This is a genomic window from Streptomyces jumonjinensis, from assembly GCF_009600885.1.
Classification (GTDB): domain Bacteria; phylum Actinomycetota; class Actinomycetes; order Streptomycetales; family Streptomycetaceae; genus Streptomyces; species Streptomyces jumonjinensis.
On the sequence record NZ_VCLA01000170.1, the window covers coordinates 49,481 to 62,424 of the forward strand.

11 protein-coding genes are annotated in these 12,944 nt (G+C 71.8%); 9 read left to right on the plus strand and 2 right to left on the minus strand.

Annotated elements, in window-relative coordinates:
• Positions 1-11: 11 nt before the first annotated feature.
• Positions 12-1,217 (minus strand): hypothetical protein, encoded by a 1,206-nt coding sequence (locus tag FF041_RS25080; protein ID WP_153525049.1) that lies wholly within the window; start codon positions 1,215-1,217, stop codon positions 12-14.
• A 409-nt stretch (positions 1,218-1,626) separates the two neighbouring features.
• Here FF041_RS25080 and FF041_RS25085 point away from each other — a divergent pair, with 409 nt between their 5' ends.
• Positions 1,627-2,085 (plus strand): prevent-host-death family protein, encoded by a 459-nt coding sequence (locus tag FF041_RS25085; RefSeq protein ID WP_153524909.1) that lies wholly within the window; start codon positions 1,627-1,629, stop codon positions 2,083-2,085.
• An 81-nt stretch (positions 2,086-2,166) separates the two neighbouring features.
• Here the strand turns inward: FF041_RS25085 and FF041_RS25090 are convergent, their stop codons facing one another.
• Positions 2,167-3,381, minus strand: a complete 1,215-nt coding sequence (locus tag FF041_RS25090) for a pyridoxal phosphate-dependent aminotransferase (RefSeq protein WP_153524910.1) — start codon at positions 3,379-3,381, stop codon at positions 2,167-2,169.
• A gap of 980 nt (positions 3,382-4,361) precedes the next feature.
• On the opposite strand from FF041_RS25090, the gene FF041_RS25100 reads away from it, so the two are divergent.
• From FF041_RS25100 to FF041_RS25135, 8 genes are all read left to right on the plus strand, one after another.
• Positions 4,362-4,910, plus strand: a complete 549-nt coding sequence (locus FF041_RS25100) for a DUF2617 family protein (RefSeq protein WP_153486457.1) — start codon at positions 4,362-4,364, stop codon at positions 4,908-4,910.
• Positions 4,911-5,130: 220 nt separating this feature from the next.
• Positions 5,131-6,732 carry a polyamine aminopropyltransferase gene (locus FF041_RS25105; RefSeq protein WP_153524912.1) on the plus strand — a complete coding sequence of 534 codons (1,602 nt, stop codon included), beginning with the start codon at positions 5,131-5,133 and terminating at the stop codon, positions 6,730-6,732.
• A 133-nt stretch (positions 6,733-6,865) separates the two neighbouring features.
• Positions 6,866-7,846 (plus strand): SRPBCC domain-containing protein, encoded by a 981-nt coding sequence (locus FF041_RS25110; protein WP_153524913.1) that lies wholly within the window; start codon positions 6,866-6,868, stop codon positions 7,844-7,846.
• Between the two features lie 25 nt (positions 7,847-7,871).
• Positions 7,872-8,666, plus strand: a complete 795-nt coding sequence (locus FF041_RS25115; RefSeq protein WP_323392662.1) for an aldose epimerase family protein — start codon at positions 7,872-7,874, stop codon at positions 8,664-8,666.
• A gap of 30 nt (positions 8,667-8,696) precedes the next feature.
• The gene (gene pyrE / locus FF041_RS25120) at positions 8,697-9,245 is read left to right on the plus strand and encodes an orotate phosphoribosyltransferase (protein WP_153524914.1); all 549 of its coding nucleotides are present in this window, start codon (positions 8,697-8,699) and stop codon (positions 9,243-9,245) included.
• Positions 9,246-9,459: 214 nt separating this feature from the next.
• Complete coding sequence (fbaA, locus tag FF041_RS25125; protein WP_153524915.1) at positions 9,460-10,482, plus strand: class II fructose-bisphosphate aldolase; 1,023 nt, start codon at positions 9,460-9,462, stop codon at positions 10,480-10,482.
• 138 nt (positions 10,483-10,620) lie between these two features.
• Positions 10,621-11,229, plus strand: a complete 609-nt coding sequence (locus tag FF041_RS25130) for a Uma2 family endonuclease (RefSeq protein ID WP_153524916.1) — start codon at positions 10,621-10,623, stop codon at positions 11,227-11,229.
• A 49-nt stretch (positions 11,230-11,278) separates the two neighbouring features.
• Positions 11,279-12,724 (plus strand): MFS transporter, encoded by a 1,446-nt coding sequence (locus FF041_RS25135; protein ID WP_153524917.1) that lies wholly within the window; start codon positions 11,279-11,281, stop codon positions 12,722-12,724.
• Positions 12,725-12,944 lie beyond the last annotated feature (220 nt).

Consider the following 12,944-nt stretch of genomic DNA (forward strand, 5'->3'; position numbering starts at 1 on the left):
GGCTCAGCGCGTCAGAGCGCGATAGGGGACAGCATCAGCAGATATGTCCCATAGGCGAATGAGAGCCCGGCCAGGGCGACGGTCACCAGTGCCGCCGCCCCCGGCCGGGCTTTCGTCATCGCCCGTGCCAGCGGCAGCAGCAGCGGGAAGGCGGGCAGCAGAAAACGCGGTTTGGACTCGAAGAAGCCCGAGCCGCCCACGGTGATCAGCACCAGGACGCCCGTGTAGACCAGCAGCGCCACCGGGGGCCGCGCCAGCACCAGCAGGGCGAACAGCACCACCGACGCCGCCACGATCAGCATCGCCAGCACCATCGGCAGCAGCGCGGGGCGCAGCACGATGTCCCGCACCACCCGCAGCGCCCCCACGCCGAAGTCGAACTTCGAGGTCCAGCCGCGCTGTACGGCGAAGTAGCCGCCGAGGGGGTCGCCGGTGCGGAACCCCACGTACAGCACATAGGCGCACCAGCCGGCGGGTGCGAGCACGGCCCCGGCCCAGAGCCGCCGGTGCTTTCCCCAGGTCTTTTCCTGGCGCCGTTCCCGGCCTCTCTCCCGGGCCTTTCCCCGGTCCCTCTCCCGGGCTTCGCCGCGAGCGTCTCCGCGGGCCTTGAGCGCGCTGTACCCGGCCGCCGCCAGCACCGCCGCCGCGACGGCGATCCCATTGGGCCGGGCGAGCCCCGCGAGCGCCGAGAGCGCGCCCGCCCAGAGCCAGCGCCCGGTGAGCACCGCGTACAGCGACCAGGCGGCGAACGCGGTCAGCACCGGCTCCGTATAGGCCATGGAGAGCACGATCGAGTGCGGCAGCAGCCCCCACAGCAGCACCAGCGCCGTCGCCGCCCGCCGCCCGTACAGCAGTTCGCCGATCGCGTAGATGCCGAGGGCCGCCGTGGCCGCCCCGGCCCAGGAGATCAGCAGACCGGCGCTTCCGCTGGTCACCGGGAGGACGGCGGTCACCGCGCGGATCAGCCCCGGGTAGAGCGGGAAGAAGGCGAGATCGCTCTGCACCGCGCCGTCCGGCCAGGTCAGGGTCCGGCCGTAGCCGTGCTCGGCGATCAGCATGTACCAGTCGGAGTCCCAGGATCTGGCGAGGGTACGGCGGGGCGGGCGGTCGATGCGCCAGGCCCAGCCGGCCATCACCAGCAGCCCGGTCAGCCGTGCCGCGGCGAACAGCCCGAGCGCGGGGGCCGCCCGCCGGAGCGCGGAGTGCAGTCGGGGCAGGGGCCGGACGTCCGCCTGCGCCGAGCCGTCCGCTGTTTCCTGACAAGTCTCGGCGGACAGGGAGCACCTCCGGGAGCGCGCAAGGTCGGTCAACCCGACCATGAGCGGCCGGGGCGGCTCGCGCGAGCGCTGAGCTGCCGACAGGGCCGGTTTCGCCTCCGTTCCCACCCGGTCGGCTGAAGAGAGGCGCGCGGCCCCTGCCCGCGCGCCCCCCCCGCGCCCGGGGACGCCCGGGGCCCGTACCGTCAGCCCGCCGCAGGGGAGAGGGTGTGCAGCCGGGCGACCGCCTCGCGCAGCGTCTCCTCGCGCTTGCAGAAAGTGAAGGTGCGCACCGCGAACGCTGGGCGGGCGGTCCGGCGGGTCACGCTTCGGCATGGAAATCAGATCGTGATCTGAGTAGACTCGGGGCATGGCCATCGCACACCTCGAAGCAGAGTCGGAGTCCGTCTCTTTCACCGATCTTTCCCGCAACCCGAAGGGCGTCGCGGCCAGGGCCGCTGCCCTGGGGCGCCTTCGTGTCACCCATCGGGACGCGCCCGACATGGTCCTGACGACGGCCGCGCGGGCGGAGCATGACGAGGAGAACCTGACCACCGCTTCCCGGCTCTTCCTCGCGCTGATGAAGCAGGATGACGGCGCCAAGGCACTTCTGCTCGCGCTGCCCGAGGTATTCCCCTGGGTGCGGCACTTGGACGCCGAAGAGGTTCGAGCCTTCACCGTCGAGCTTCTTGAGGCGCTGTCCGACGCCGCCGAGCTGGGTGCGGGGGAATCCGTGCACCGCGCGATCATCTCCTGGCGTGCCACCGCTCGTATCAACGCCGACCCCGAGCAGCTCAGGGAATCGCTGCGTCCCCTCGAAACCGAGTGAACTGCGGGTCGATCCAGGGCTTGGGCCTACGAGTAGGCCGCCCAAGCCCTGTCACCCGACAGTACGTATTGCTTGCGCCCGTCAGAGCGTCAACCGCTTGAGGCGGGTTACTGCCTCATCCAACACAGCCTTCCGCTTCGAGAACGCGAACCGGACGAAGGGCGTGCCCTGTTCGCGGTGGTCGTAGAAGACCGCGTTGGGGATCGCCACCACTCCGCACCGTTCGGGCAGTGCCCGGCAGAAGGCGAATCCGTCGCTCTCGCCCAGCGGCCGGATGTCGGTGGTGACGAAGTACGTCCCGGCGGGGCGGTAGACCGTGAACCCGGCGTCCGCGAGGCCCGCGCTCAGCAGATCGCGCTTGGCCCGCAGTTCGTCCCGGAGTTCGTCGAAGTACTCCGTGGGCAGCCGCAGCGCCTCGGCCACGGCGTACTGGAAGGGGCCCGCCGAGACATAGGTCAGAAACTGCTTGGCCGACCGGACCGCCGCCACCAGCTCCGGCGTCCCGGTCGCCCAGCCGACCTTCCAGCCGGTGAACGCGAAGGTCTTGCCGGCGCTCCCGATGGTCAGCGTCCGCTCCCGCATCCCCGGGAAGCCCGCGATCGGCAGATGCTCGCCCTCGAAGACCAGATGCTCGTACACCTCGTCCGTGACCACCAGCAGATCCCGCTCGACGGCCAGTTCGGCGACGGCCGCCAGCTCCTGCCGGGTCAGCACGGTGCCGGTCGGATTGTGCGGGGTGTTCAGCAGGATCAGCCGGGTGCGGTCGGTGACCGCGTCCCGCAGCTCGTCGAGGTCGAGGTGGTACGCACCGTCCCGGGGGTGCAGGGTCACCGGCACTCGCCGTCCGCCCGCCATCGCGATACAGGCGGCGTAGGAGTCGTAGTACGGCTCCAGCGCGATCACCTCGTCGCCGGGTTCGACGAGCGCGAGCAGCGCCGCCGCGATGGCCTCGGTGGCACCGGCGGTGATGAGTACCTCGGTGTCGGGGTCGACGGTCAGTCCGTGGAAGCGGGACTGGTGTCCGGCGACGGCGGTGCGCAGCTCGGGGACGCCGGGGCCGGGCGGGTACTGATTGCCCCGGCCGTCGCGCAGCGCCCGTACCGCCGCCTCCCTGATCTCCTCGGGGCCGTCGGTGTCGGGGAAGCCCTGCCCCAGGTTGATCGATCCGGTCGCCGTCGCCAGCGCCGACATCTCCGCGAAGATCGTGGTGCCGAACTCCGCGAGCCGCCGGTTGAGCAGCGGTCGGTTACGGGCGCGCGGCAGCGGGCCGGGCGCGGGTGCATCCATGGTCGCCATGGCGCCATCCTGGGTGGAAGCTCTGGAGTTCCTCAAGTCTGCTTTGACCCGGGGACGCCGGGGGCATCCCCCTCTCACGCGGATACCGGCGCCGCGCGCCCATGGGGTGGAACGTCTACGCATGGACGGTTCACGCGGCTGCCGGAAGCGATCCGTGGTTCTACGCAGGACGCGGTAACGCATGAATAGCGATCGGACGGAGAAGCGGTCACGCAAGGGCGCGGGGGGCTTGCTTCGGGGGAGTGAGAGGTGATGGTGACCATGTTGGGTTACTTCGCTGTTGCGCTGATGGTCATTCTGGTGGTCGGCTCGCTGGCGATTGCGCGCCGTCCGCACCGGAGCCGGGGCCGCGGGCGCGGCTATGGGTCCGGAGGCGGCGGTTCCAGCAGCGGATGGGCGGGCGGCGGGGACGGAGGATCGTCCTGCGGCGGCTCCTCCGGGGGGTCGTCCTGCGGTGGCGGTGGCGGCGGCGGATGCGGCGGTGGCGGCAGCTGACACGGGGCAGCTGATCACCGTCGGTCCGCGGCCGGTCCACTACCGGCCGTCGTCAGGCCGTCGTCAGGCCGTCGGTCAGCCGTCGACCGGCCGTCGTCAGGGGGGGGGAGGGGCATCCGGCGGGAATCTTCCGCTGGATGCCCCTTTTCCTTGATGTCCTTTTCCTTACGCCTGCCTCGGCGATGTCCGCTTTCGTGGTGACGGGGGATTCAAACCCTGATTTCACAGGTTTTCAAGGTTCGTTCTGTTGAACAGTTGAACCGTAAGGCCCCCTAGCGGATGGAAACCCCTTCAAGTTGGGTAAAAACACTGCGAGGGTCGCGTACTTCATGATTCAGTCGCTGACGGAACCTGTCGCAACCATCCAGCCCTCGGGCCGGCTTTCCGGCCCCGAGCAGGCGGTCCCCCCACCTTTATGAACTCCCGTCTCAGGGGCGCCTCAGGTCCACGTGTCCACCGCCGAAGCGTGTTTGCGGAGCCGACCCATGCTCACGACCCTCAGTACCGCCTACACCGACACCCGTGCCGACGATCTCGCCTGGGCACTCGGACGGGAGCCGCTTCCCGCCCTGGCCGTTCTCGATCTGGAGCTCTCCGGAGCCAAGCTCCAGCTCAGACTGCTCGGCGCCTCACATCAGGTGCTTCTGGAGGAGGAGCAGGGCAGCTGCTCCGAGACCGTCGCCTGCATGCCCGGCAGCAGCACACCGCTGCCGCTGGGCGTCGCCAAGCGCGTCGGCGACTGGGAGTACGAATTCGCCGCCCGCGTCGAGACGCTCTCCGAGGGCTCGTTCGCCGGGCGGGCGCAGGAACTCCTCGCGCTGGTCGCCGACCACCCCAACTCGCTCGCCGGGACCTTCCCCGGCTCCCCGCACGCCTTCACGGCGATGATGGCGCAGCGGGAGGCGGGCCAGGTGCGCTGGCGCACCTGGCACGCCTACCCCCAGGAAGGCCGGCTCGTCGTCACCCGCACCCGGGTCGGCGCGGTCTCCCGCAGACAGCGGGCCGAACGCCGGCTGGAGCCGGTCGGGATCTGAGCTCCCCGTCCGGACCGGTCGGGATCTGAGCTCTCCGCCTGGACCGTTCCCGGACCGGTCGGGGAACGGTCGGGGAACGGTCGTCTTCGGTCCCGTCCGGTCCGGGTCGGGTGCGGCCCGGTCCCGTACCGGACGGCCCCGCCTCCGGCTCGTACGCCGTACCGCAGTTGCACACGTGTGGGTGACAGGCCGCCTTCATCTCGTGACGTAGCGTTACTGCATGATCGACCAGCCGCAGCAGCTGTCACCGCCCCCGCAAGCGGTGCGACTGCCGGTGCGTCCGGCGGCCGGCAGACATCTCGTCCTGCTGGTCGTCTTCGTCTGCGCCGCCTGCGGACTGGTGTACGAACTGGAACTGGTCGCGCTCGCCTCCTATCTCATCGGCGACTCGGTCACCCAGGCGTCCGTGGTCCTGTCGGTGATGGTCTTCGCCATGGGCGTAGGCTCCCTGCTGGCCAAGCGGCTGCGCTGCCGGGCCGCCGTCGGCTTCGGCCTGCTGGAGCTGTCGCTGGCCCTGGTCGGCGGCTGCTCGGCGATGGCGCTGTACGCCTCCTTCGCCTGGACCGGCGAATCCCGGGTGGTGCTGGTCGGGTTCGCGCTCACCATCGGCGTACTGATCGGCGCGGAGCTTCCGCTGCTGATGTCGCTGATCCAGCGGATCTCCCGGCGGGACGCCGAGGGCACCGTCGCCGATCTCTTCGCCGCCGACTACGTGGGCGCGCTCGTCGGCGGGCTCGCCTTCCCGTTTCTGCTGCTGCCCTGGCTGGGGCAGCTCACCAGCGGGCTGCTCACCGGCGCGGTCAACGCGGTGGTGGGCGGGCTGCTGGTGCTCTGGCTCTTCCGCCGCGATCTCACCCCGCGCTCCCGCGCCTGGCTGCTGGTCGCCAACGCCTCCGTCCTCGCCGTGCTGGGCACCGCCACCGTCCTGGTCGACGACTTCGAACGGGCCGCGCGCCGGGCGGTCTACGGCGACGACGTACGGGTCGCCGTGCAGACCGGGTTGCAGGAGGTGGTGCTCACCGGCGGCCCCCTGGGCCCGCTCGACCTCTTTCTCGACGGGCGGCTGTGGACGAGCGAACGCGACGAGTACGTCTATCACGAGGCCCTGGTGCACCCCGCGATGCGCGGCCCGCACTCCCGGGTGCTGATCCTCGGCGGGGGCGACGGGCTCGCCGCCCGCGAGGTGCTGCGCTACCGCGACACCCGCTCGGTGACCGTCGTGGAGCCGGACCCGGGGGTGGTGCGGCTGGCCCGCACCGATCCGGCGCTCACCAGGCTCAACCAGCACGCCTACCGCGACCACCGGATACGCGTGGTCGCCCAGGACCCGTTCAGCTGGCTGCGCGTCCCGCGCGGCAGCTGGGACGTGGTGATCGTGGATCTGCCCGACCCCGGGATCACCGGGAGCGCCAAGTTCTACTCGCAGGAGTTCTACGGGCTGGTCGCGGCCGTCCTCGCCGACGGCGGCCGGCTGGCGGTGCACGCCGGACCGCCCGACACCCGCCCGCATACGTACTGGACGGTCGAGGCGACACTGCGCGCCGCCGGGTTCACCGCCGGCCCCTACCGCGCCACCGGACGGGTCTCGGGGGTCGCGGCAGGCCCGGACCGCACCGCCGCCGGGTCCGGTTCCGGGGTGCCCGGCTGGGGCTTTCTGCTGGCTGCCCGGGGACCGGCCCCCCGGCTCGGGCTCGATCCGGACGCGCCGCCGCTGCGCCGGCTGACCCGGGCGGTGCTGGCGGCGGACGCCTGGGGCGCGGAGCGCACCAGGGTGCCGGGGCTGCCGCCGTCGACGCTGAGCCACCCCCGGTACCAGGACTGAGCCGCGCCGGTACGAGGACGGGGCCGCGCCCCCGCCCGGGTGGCCGCCGGCCCGCCGCGTCCGCCGCGACCGGCGGGACATCCACGGACCGAAAGGCAGACGAGCGGAGGCCCGCTGGGTACGCTCGATTCCCATGGACCACCAGGTGTTCGTTCCGGTACCGGCCGAGGCCGTCCGAGAGGTGCTCAGAGACCCCGCGCGGGTCGCCCGCTGCGTCCGGGGACTCCAGCAGGACGCCGACGACGGCAAGGGCCCGCTCGCCGGGCGGCTCAAGGTCCGGGCCGGCAGCCACACGATCACCTACCGGGGCGCGCTGCGCGTCGTGGAGCGGGGCGGCGACTTCGCCGTCGAGGGCGAGGGCGCCGAGGCGCGCGGCGCCGGCTCCGTGCGGGTGGCGCTGACGGTCCGGCTGACGGAGACCGACGGCGGTACGACCCTGAGCGTCACGGGCACGGCCCAGGCGGACGGCCGGCTCGCCGAACTGACGGACGACGCCCGTGAGCAGGCCGCCCACCGGCTGCTGGACCGGTTCGGGGAGCGGCTCGCGGAGCTGGCGGCCGGGGAGGGCGCGGACGCCGGGCCGGGGTCCGAGGGCCCGGGGCCGGTGAGCCGCCGGGACGCGGAGCGGATCGGGATCGCGGAACACGAGGCACCGGAGGCACCGGAGGCACCGGACGAGGCGGAGACCGTCTCCGGGACCGGGACCGGGACCGGGGCCGGGACCGCGTTCGACGCGCCCGTGCCGCCGCCGGCCCCCGACGCCGGGGCGGACGACGAGCCCGCCGCCGACGCCCCCGGCGACGGCCTCGAAGACGACCTGGACGGTGCCGAGGCCCCCGGCGACAGCCTCGACCACCTCGACGACCTGGAGCACCTCGACGCCCTGGAGGATCTCCCCGACACCCCGCCCGCCGAGGCCGCCCACGCCCGGCGCACCATGATCGGGCGCAGCGCCGAGGAGGTCGACCACGCCCCGCCGCGCGGCCGTTACGCCCCCGTGCCCGCGCCCGACGACGGCGGCCGGGGCCTGCCCCTGCGCTGGATCGCGCCCGCCGCCGCCCTCGCCATCGCCTCCGCCGTCGTCGCAGGCCGCGCGCTGCGCCGCCGCCGCTGACGCCCATTGCCAGTACTGTCGTGACGTGAGCAGCAGCGAAGAGAATGTCCGGCTGGCAGCCGGAGACGTCGAGTTGACCATCAGCCCGCGCAACGGCTGCCGTATCGAGAGCCTGATCGTCGGCGGCGCCGAACTGCTGCGCCAGGGCCCGCGGTACGGCTGTTTCCCGATGGTCCCCTGGTGCGGCCGGGTCGAGAACGGGATGTTCCACGACGGCGCTGTCACGCGTCAGCTGCCGCTCAACGCCCCTCCGCACGCGATCCACGGCACCGTCCGCGACCTCCCGTGGCGCACTGCCCGCAAGGAGAGCGCCGGGGCGGTCTTCACCTGCGAGCTCGGCGACCCCTGGCCGTACACCGGACGCGTCACGCAGATGGCCGAACTGACGGCGGACTCGCTCACGCTCACCCTGTGCGTCGAGGCGTACGACGAGTCCTTCCCGGCTCAGGCGGGCTGGCACCCCTGGTTCGCGCGCGACCTCGGCGGCGAGGACGTACGGATCGACTTCTCGCCCGCCTGGCAGGAGGAGCGCGGCGAGAACCATCTCCCGACCGGCCGCCGGATCGATCCGCTGCCCGGCCCCTGGGACGACTGCTTCGGGATGCCGGACGGGGTCTCGGTCGCGCTCACCTGGCCGGGACAGCTGGAGCTGACGGTGGCCAGCCGCGCCGAGTGGGCGGTGATCTACGACGAGCAGCGCGAGGCGGTCTGTGTGGAGCCCCAGTCCGGTCCGCCGAACGGGCTCAACACCCACCCCCGTCTGGTCACCCCGATCGACCCGCTGGAGATCGCGACCACCTGGAGCTGGCGGCGGCTCTGAGCCGTGGAGGCAGCGCCTAAGCTCGTACGCATGACTGATGTACGTGCTGAGCTGCTCCAGCAGATCAAGGACAAGGCCGTGGTGCACGGCAAGGTGACCCTCTCCTCGGGTCTTGAGGCCGACTACTACGTGGACCTTCGCCGGATCACGCTCGACGGCACGGCGGCGCCGCTGGTCGGGCAGGTCATGTCCGAGCTGACCGCGGAGCTCGACTTCGACTGCGTCGGCGGGCTCACCCTGGGCGCCGACCCGGTGGCGACCGCGATCCTGCACGCCTCGGCCGCGCGCGGCCGGCGGGTGGACGCCTTCGTCGTACGGAAGGCCGCCAAGGCGCACGGCATGCAGCGCAGGGTCGAGGGCCCGGACATCAAGGGCCGCCGCTGTCTGGTGGTCGAGGACACCTCCACCACCGGCGGCTCCCCGCTGACCGCCGTCGAGGCCGTACGCGAGGCCGGCGGCGAGGTCGTCGCGGTGGCGACGATCGTGGACCGGGCGACCGGCGCGGGAGAGAAGATCATCGGGACGGCCGGGGTGCCGTATCTGTACGCGTACGCCCTGGACGAGCTGGGCCTGGGCTGACCGCGCTCCCGCTCCGGGCCGCACCTCCCCGGGGGTCGTGCGGCCGGGGCGGGCGGGTCTCGTCGTGGGGGCTGGGCGGGCCTTCTCCCGCGGGTGGGCGCCGGGCGTCGTGGAGCCCCGGCACGCGTCTGGAAAGATAGGGCACGACGATGACGTCGCCCCAAGGTCAGGGCCAGCTCATAACGCAAACCCGCACATCACAAGGAGCGGACACATGCCCATCGCAACCCCCGAGGTCTACAACCAGATGCTCGACCGGGCGAAGGCAGGCAAGTTCGCCTACCCGGCCATCAATGTGACCTCCTCCCAGACGCTCCACGCCGCTCTGCGCGGGTTCGCGGAGGCCGAGAGCGACGGCATCATCCAGATCTCCACCGGCGGCGCCGAGTTCCTGGGCGGCCAGCACAACAAGGACATGGTCACCGGCGCGGTCGCGCTCGCCGAGTTCGCGCACATCGTCGCCGCCAAGTACGACGTCACCGTCGCGCTGCACACCGACCACTGCCCCAAGGACAAGCTGGACAGCTATGTCCGTCCGCTGATCGCGGTCTCCGCCGAGCGCGTCGCCCGGGGCGAGAACCCGCTCTTCCAGTCCCACATGTGGGATGGCTCGGCCGAGAACCTCGCCGACAACCTCTCCATCGGGCAGGAGCTGCTGGCCCAGGCCGCCGCCGCCAAGATCATTCTTGAGGTCGAGATCACCCCGACCGGCGGCGAGGAGGACGGTGTCACCCACGAGATCAACGACGAGCTCTACACCACCGTCGACGACGCCCTGCGCACCGCCGAGGCCCTCGGCCTGGGCGAGAAGGGCCGCTATCTGCTGGCCGCGTCCTTCGGCAACGTCCACGGCGTCTACAAGCCGGGCAATGTCGTCCTCCGTCCCGAGCTGCTGAAGGACCTCCAGCAGGGCGTGGGCGAGAAGTACGGCAAGGCCGCCCCCTTCGACTTCGTCTTCCACGGCGGCTCGGGCTCCACGGCCGAGGAGATCGCCACCGCGCTGGAGAACGGCGTGGTCAAGATGAACCTGGACACGGACACCCAGTACGCCTTCACGCGTCCGGTGGCCGCGCACATGTTCACCAACTACGACGGTGTGCTGAAGGTCGACGGCGAGGTCGGCGACAAGAAGACCTACGACCCGCGCACCTGGGGCAAGCTCGCCGAGGCCGGCATGGCGACCCGCGTCACCGAGGCGTGCGCCGCGCTGCGCTCCACGGGCACCACGCTGAAGTAAGCGGATCGCCCCTGATGAGGCCCGGTGTCCATGACGGACGCCGGGCCTCACTCGTACGGGTGGACGAGTGGTTACGGGACACGTGGGGGGCCGCCGCTCTACGATGATGCTCTCGACATCAGCCATCAGGAGGTTCATATGTCTGCCGCAGCAGTCGAGCGCCCCTGTGACAGCGATCCGAGGACTCTGCTCGACGAGGCGAACGCCCTCATGGAGCAGCTCCCCGGTCACCGCGTCGAGATCATCGGAGGCATTCTCACCGTGACCCCGCCCCCGGATTTCCGTCACGCCCATGTTCTGACGGATCTCATGGTTCCCTTCATTACCGCAGGTCTGCACGGCAAAGAGACCATGGTTGTCCAGGCGGTCGGCATCTGGCTGCCGAGCGGCCCGTCCGACTACGCCATCCCCGATCTCGCTGTGGTGGACGCCGACTATGACGAGCACATGGCCGAGAACAACTGTGCCGACCCGGCGATCTTCCGCCTGGTCGTGGAAGTGACGTCGAGCAACTACAACAACGATCTGCGCGTCAAGGTCAACGCCTACGCCGAAGCCCAGGTCCCGGTCTATCTGATCGTCAACCGCAAGCACGGCCGGGTCCATGTGCTGACCGATCCCGAGGGCGCCGTCTACGAGAAGCACCAGGTCTTCGCCCCCGGCCAGCGGGTCGTCCTCCCCGCCTCCGTCGGGGCCGAGGGCACGCCGTCGATCACTCTCGACGTGTCGGAGCTGCTGAAGGTCTGAGCGGTCCGGCCCGGTAGTCGTCACCGGCCCGCGCTGCGATGATCCCGGTATGGATGACCGTCCGGGAGACATCAGGCTGTCCACGACCACCGGCCGCTGGGTGGTCTTCACCACCGTCCTGGGTTCCGGGATGGCCATGCTGGACTCGACCGTCGTCAATGTCGCGCTGCCGAGGATCGGCAAGGATCTCAACGCGGATCTGGCGGTCCTCCAGTGGACCGTCAACGCGTACATGCTCTCGCTGGCCGGGCTGATCCTGCTGGGCGGGTCGCTCGGGGACCGCTATGGGCGGCGGAAGGTCTTCGTCGTCGGCGTCGTCTGGTTCGCCGTCGGGTCGCTGCTGTGCGGGATCGCGCCCAGCGGGGAGACGCTGGTGCTGGCGCGGGCCTTCCAGGGGATCGGGGGCGCGCTGCTCACCCCGGGGTCCCTGGCGATCATCCAGGCGAGCTTCCACCCCGACGACCGGGGGCGGGCGGTGGGGCTGTGGTCCGGGCTCGGCGGGGTCGGCGCGGCGATCGGGCCGTTCGTCGGGGGCTGGCTGGTGGACGGGCCGGGCTGGCGCTGGGTCTTTCTGATCAATGTCCCGCTGGCGGTGCTCTGTGTGCCCGTCGCGCTGCGCCATGTGCCCGAGTCGCGCGATCCTGACGCGCACGGCCGGTTCGACATCCTCGGCGCGGTCCTCGGCGCGGCGGCGCTCACGCTGGTGACCTACGCGCTCATCGCCCCCGCGTGGTGGGCGGGGGCCGCCGGAGTGGTGGTGGGGGCGCTGTTCATCGTGGTGGAGCGGCGGCGGCCCGATCCGATGCTGCCGCTGTCGATCTTCAAGTCGCGGCTGTTCACCGTGGTGAACGTGGTGACGTTCTGTGTGTACGCGGGGTTCGGCGGGTTCTTCTTCCTGGTGGCGCTCCAGTTGCAGGTGGTGGTCGGGTACTCGGCGCTCCAGGCGGGGGTCGCGCTGCTGCCGACGACGCTGCTGATGCTGCTCTTCTCGGCGCGCTCGGGGGCGCTGGCGGAGCGCATCGGGCCGAGGATTCCGCTGACGGTCGGGCCGCTGCTGTGCGCGGCCGGGATGCTGCTGATGCTGCGGGTGGGGGAGAACGCGTCGTACGTGACGGATGTGCTGCCCGCGCTGCTGGTGATGGGGGCGGGGATGGTGACGCTGGTGGCCCCGCTGACGGCGACGGTGCTGGGGTCGGTGGAGACCGGGCGGGCGGGGATCGCGAGCGGGGTCAACAACGCGGCGGCGCGGGCGGCCGGACTGCTGGCGGTGGCGGCGCTGCCGCTGCTGGCGGGGATGGGGCCGGAGGCGTACCGGTCGGCGGCGGAGTTCGGGGCGACGTTCAAGCGGGCGATGCCGATGTGCGCGGGGGTGCTGGTGGTGGGCGCGGCGGTGGCGGCGCTCTGGGTGCGGAGGCCGGCGCGGGACGAGGTGAAGCCGGAGTGCCGGATGAACTGCGGGGTGGGGGCGCCGCCGCTGGAGACGGGCGAGGTCTAGGGCCTCGGGCCCGTACCTGCTGAGGTCTGTACTCGCTGAGGTCCGCTCCCGCTGAGGTCTGTACCTGCTGAGGTCCGCTCCCGCTGAAGCCGTACTCGCTGAGGTCCGCACCCGCTGAAACCCGCACCCACCGGGCCCGGGAACTCCAGAGCCGCCCGCCCCCGCCCGGCCCCGGCCCCGGTAGGCCCCGCCCCGGCTCCCCGGGACCCGCCCCGGCTCC

What these genes read in the sequence shown, in the direction of transcription:
- FF041_RS25135 (WP_153524917.1), top strand. Translation starts at nt 11,279, where the DNA reads ATGGATGACCGTCCGGGAGACATCAGGCTGTCCACGACCACCGGCCGC.
- FF041_RS25105 (WP_153524912.1), top strand. Translation starts at nt 5,131, where the DNA reads ATGATCGACCAGCCGCAGCAGCTGTCACCGCCCCCGCAAGCGGTGCGA.
- FF041_RS25085 (WP_153524909.1), top strand. Translation starts at nt 1,627, where the DNA reads ATGGCCATCGCACACCTCGAAGCAGAGTCGGAGTCCGTCTCTTTCACC.
- FF041_RS25090 (WP_153524910.1), bottom strand. Translation starts at nt 3,381, where the DNA reads ATGGCGACCATGGATGCACCCGCGCCCGGCCCGCTGCCGCGCGCCCGT.
- fbaA (WP_153524915.1), top strand. Translation starts at nt 9,460, where the DNA reads ATGCCCATCGCAACCCCCGAGGTCTACAACCAGATGCTCGACCGGGCG.
- FF041_RS25100 (WP_153486457.1), top strand. Translation starts at nt 4,362, where the DNA reads ATGCTCACGACCCTCAGTACCGCCTACACCGACACCCGTGCCGACGAT.
- pyrE (WP_153524914.1), top strand. Translation starts at nt 8,697, where the DNA reads ATGACTGATGTACGTGCTGAGCTGCTCCAGCAGATCAAGGACAAGGCC.
- FF041_RS25110 (WP_153524913.1), top strand. Translation starts at nt 6,866, where the DNA reads ATGGACCACCAGGTGTTCGTTCCGGTACCGGCCGAGGCCGTCCGAGAG.
- FF041_RS25130 (WP_153524916.1), top strand. Translation starts at nt 10,621, where the DNA reads ATGTCTGCCGCAGCAGTCGAGCGCCCCTGTGACAGCGATCCGAGGACT.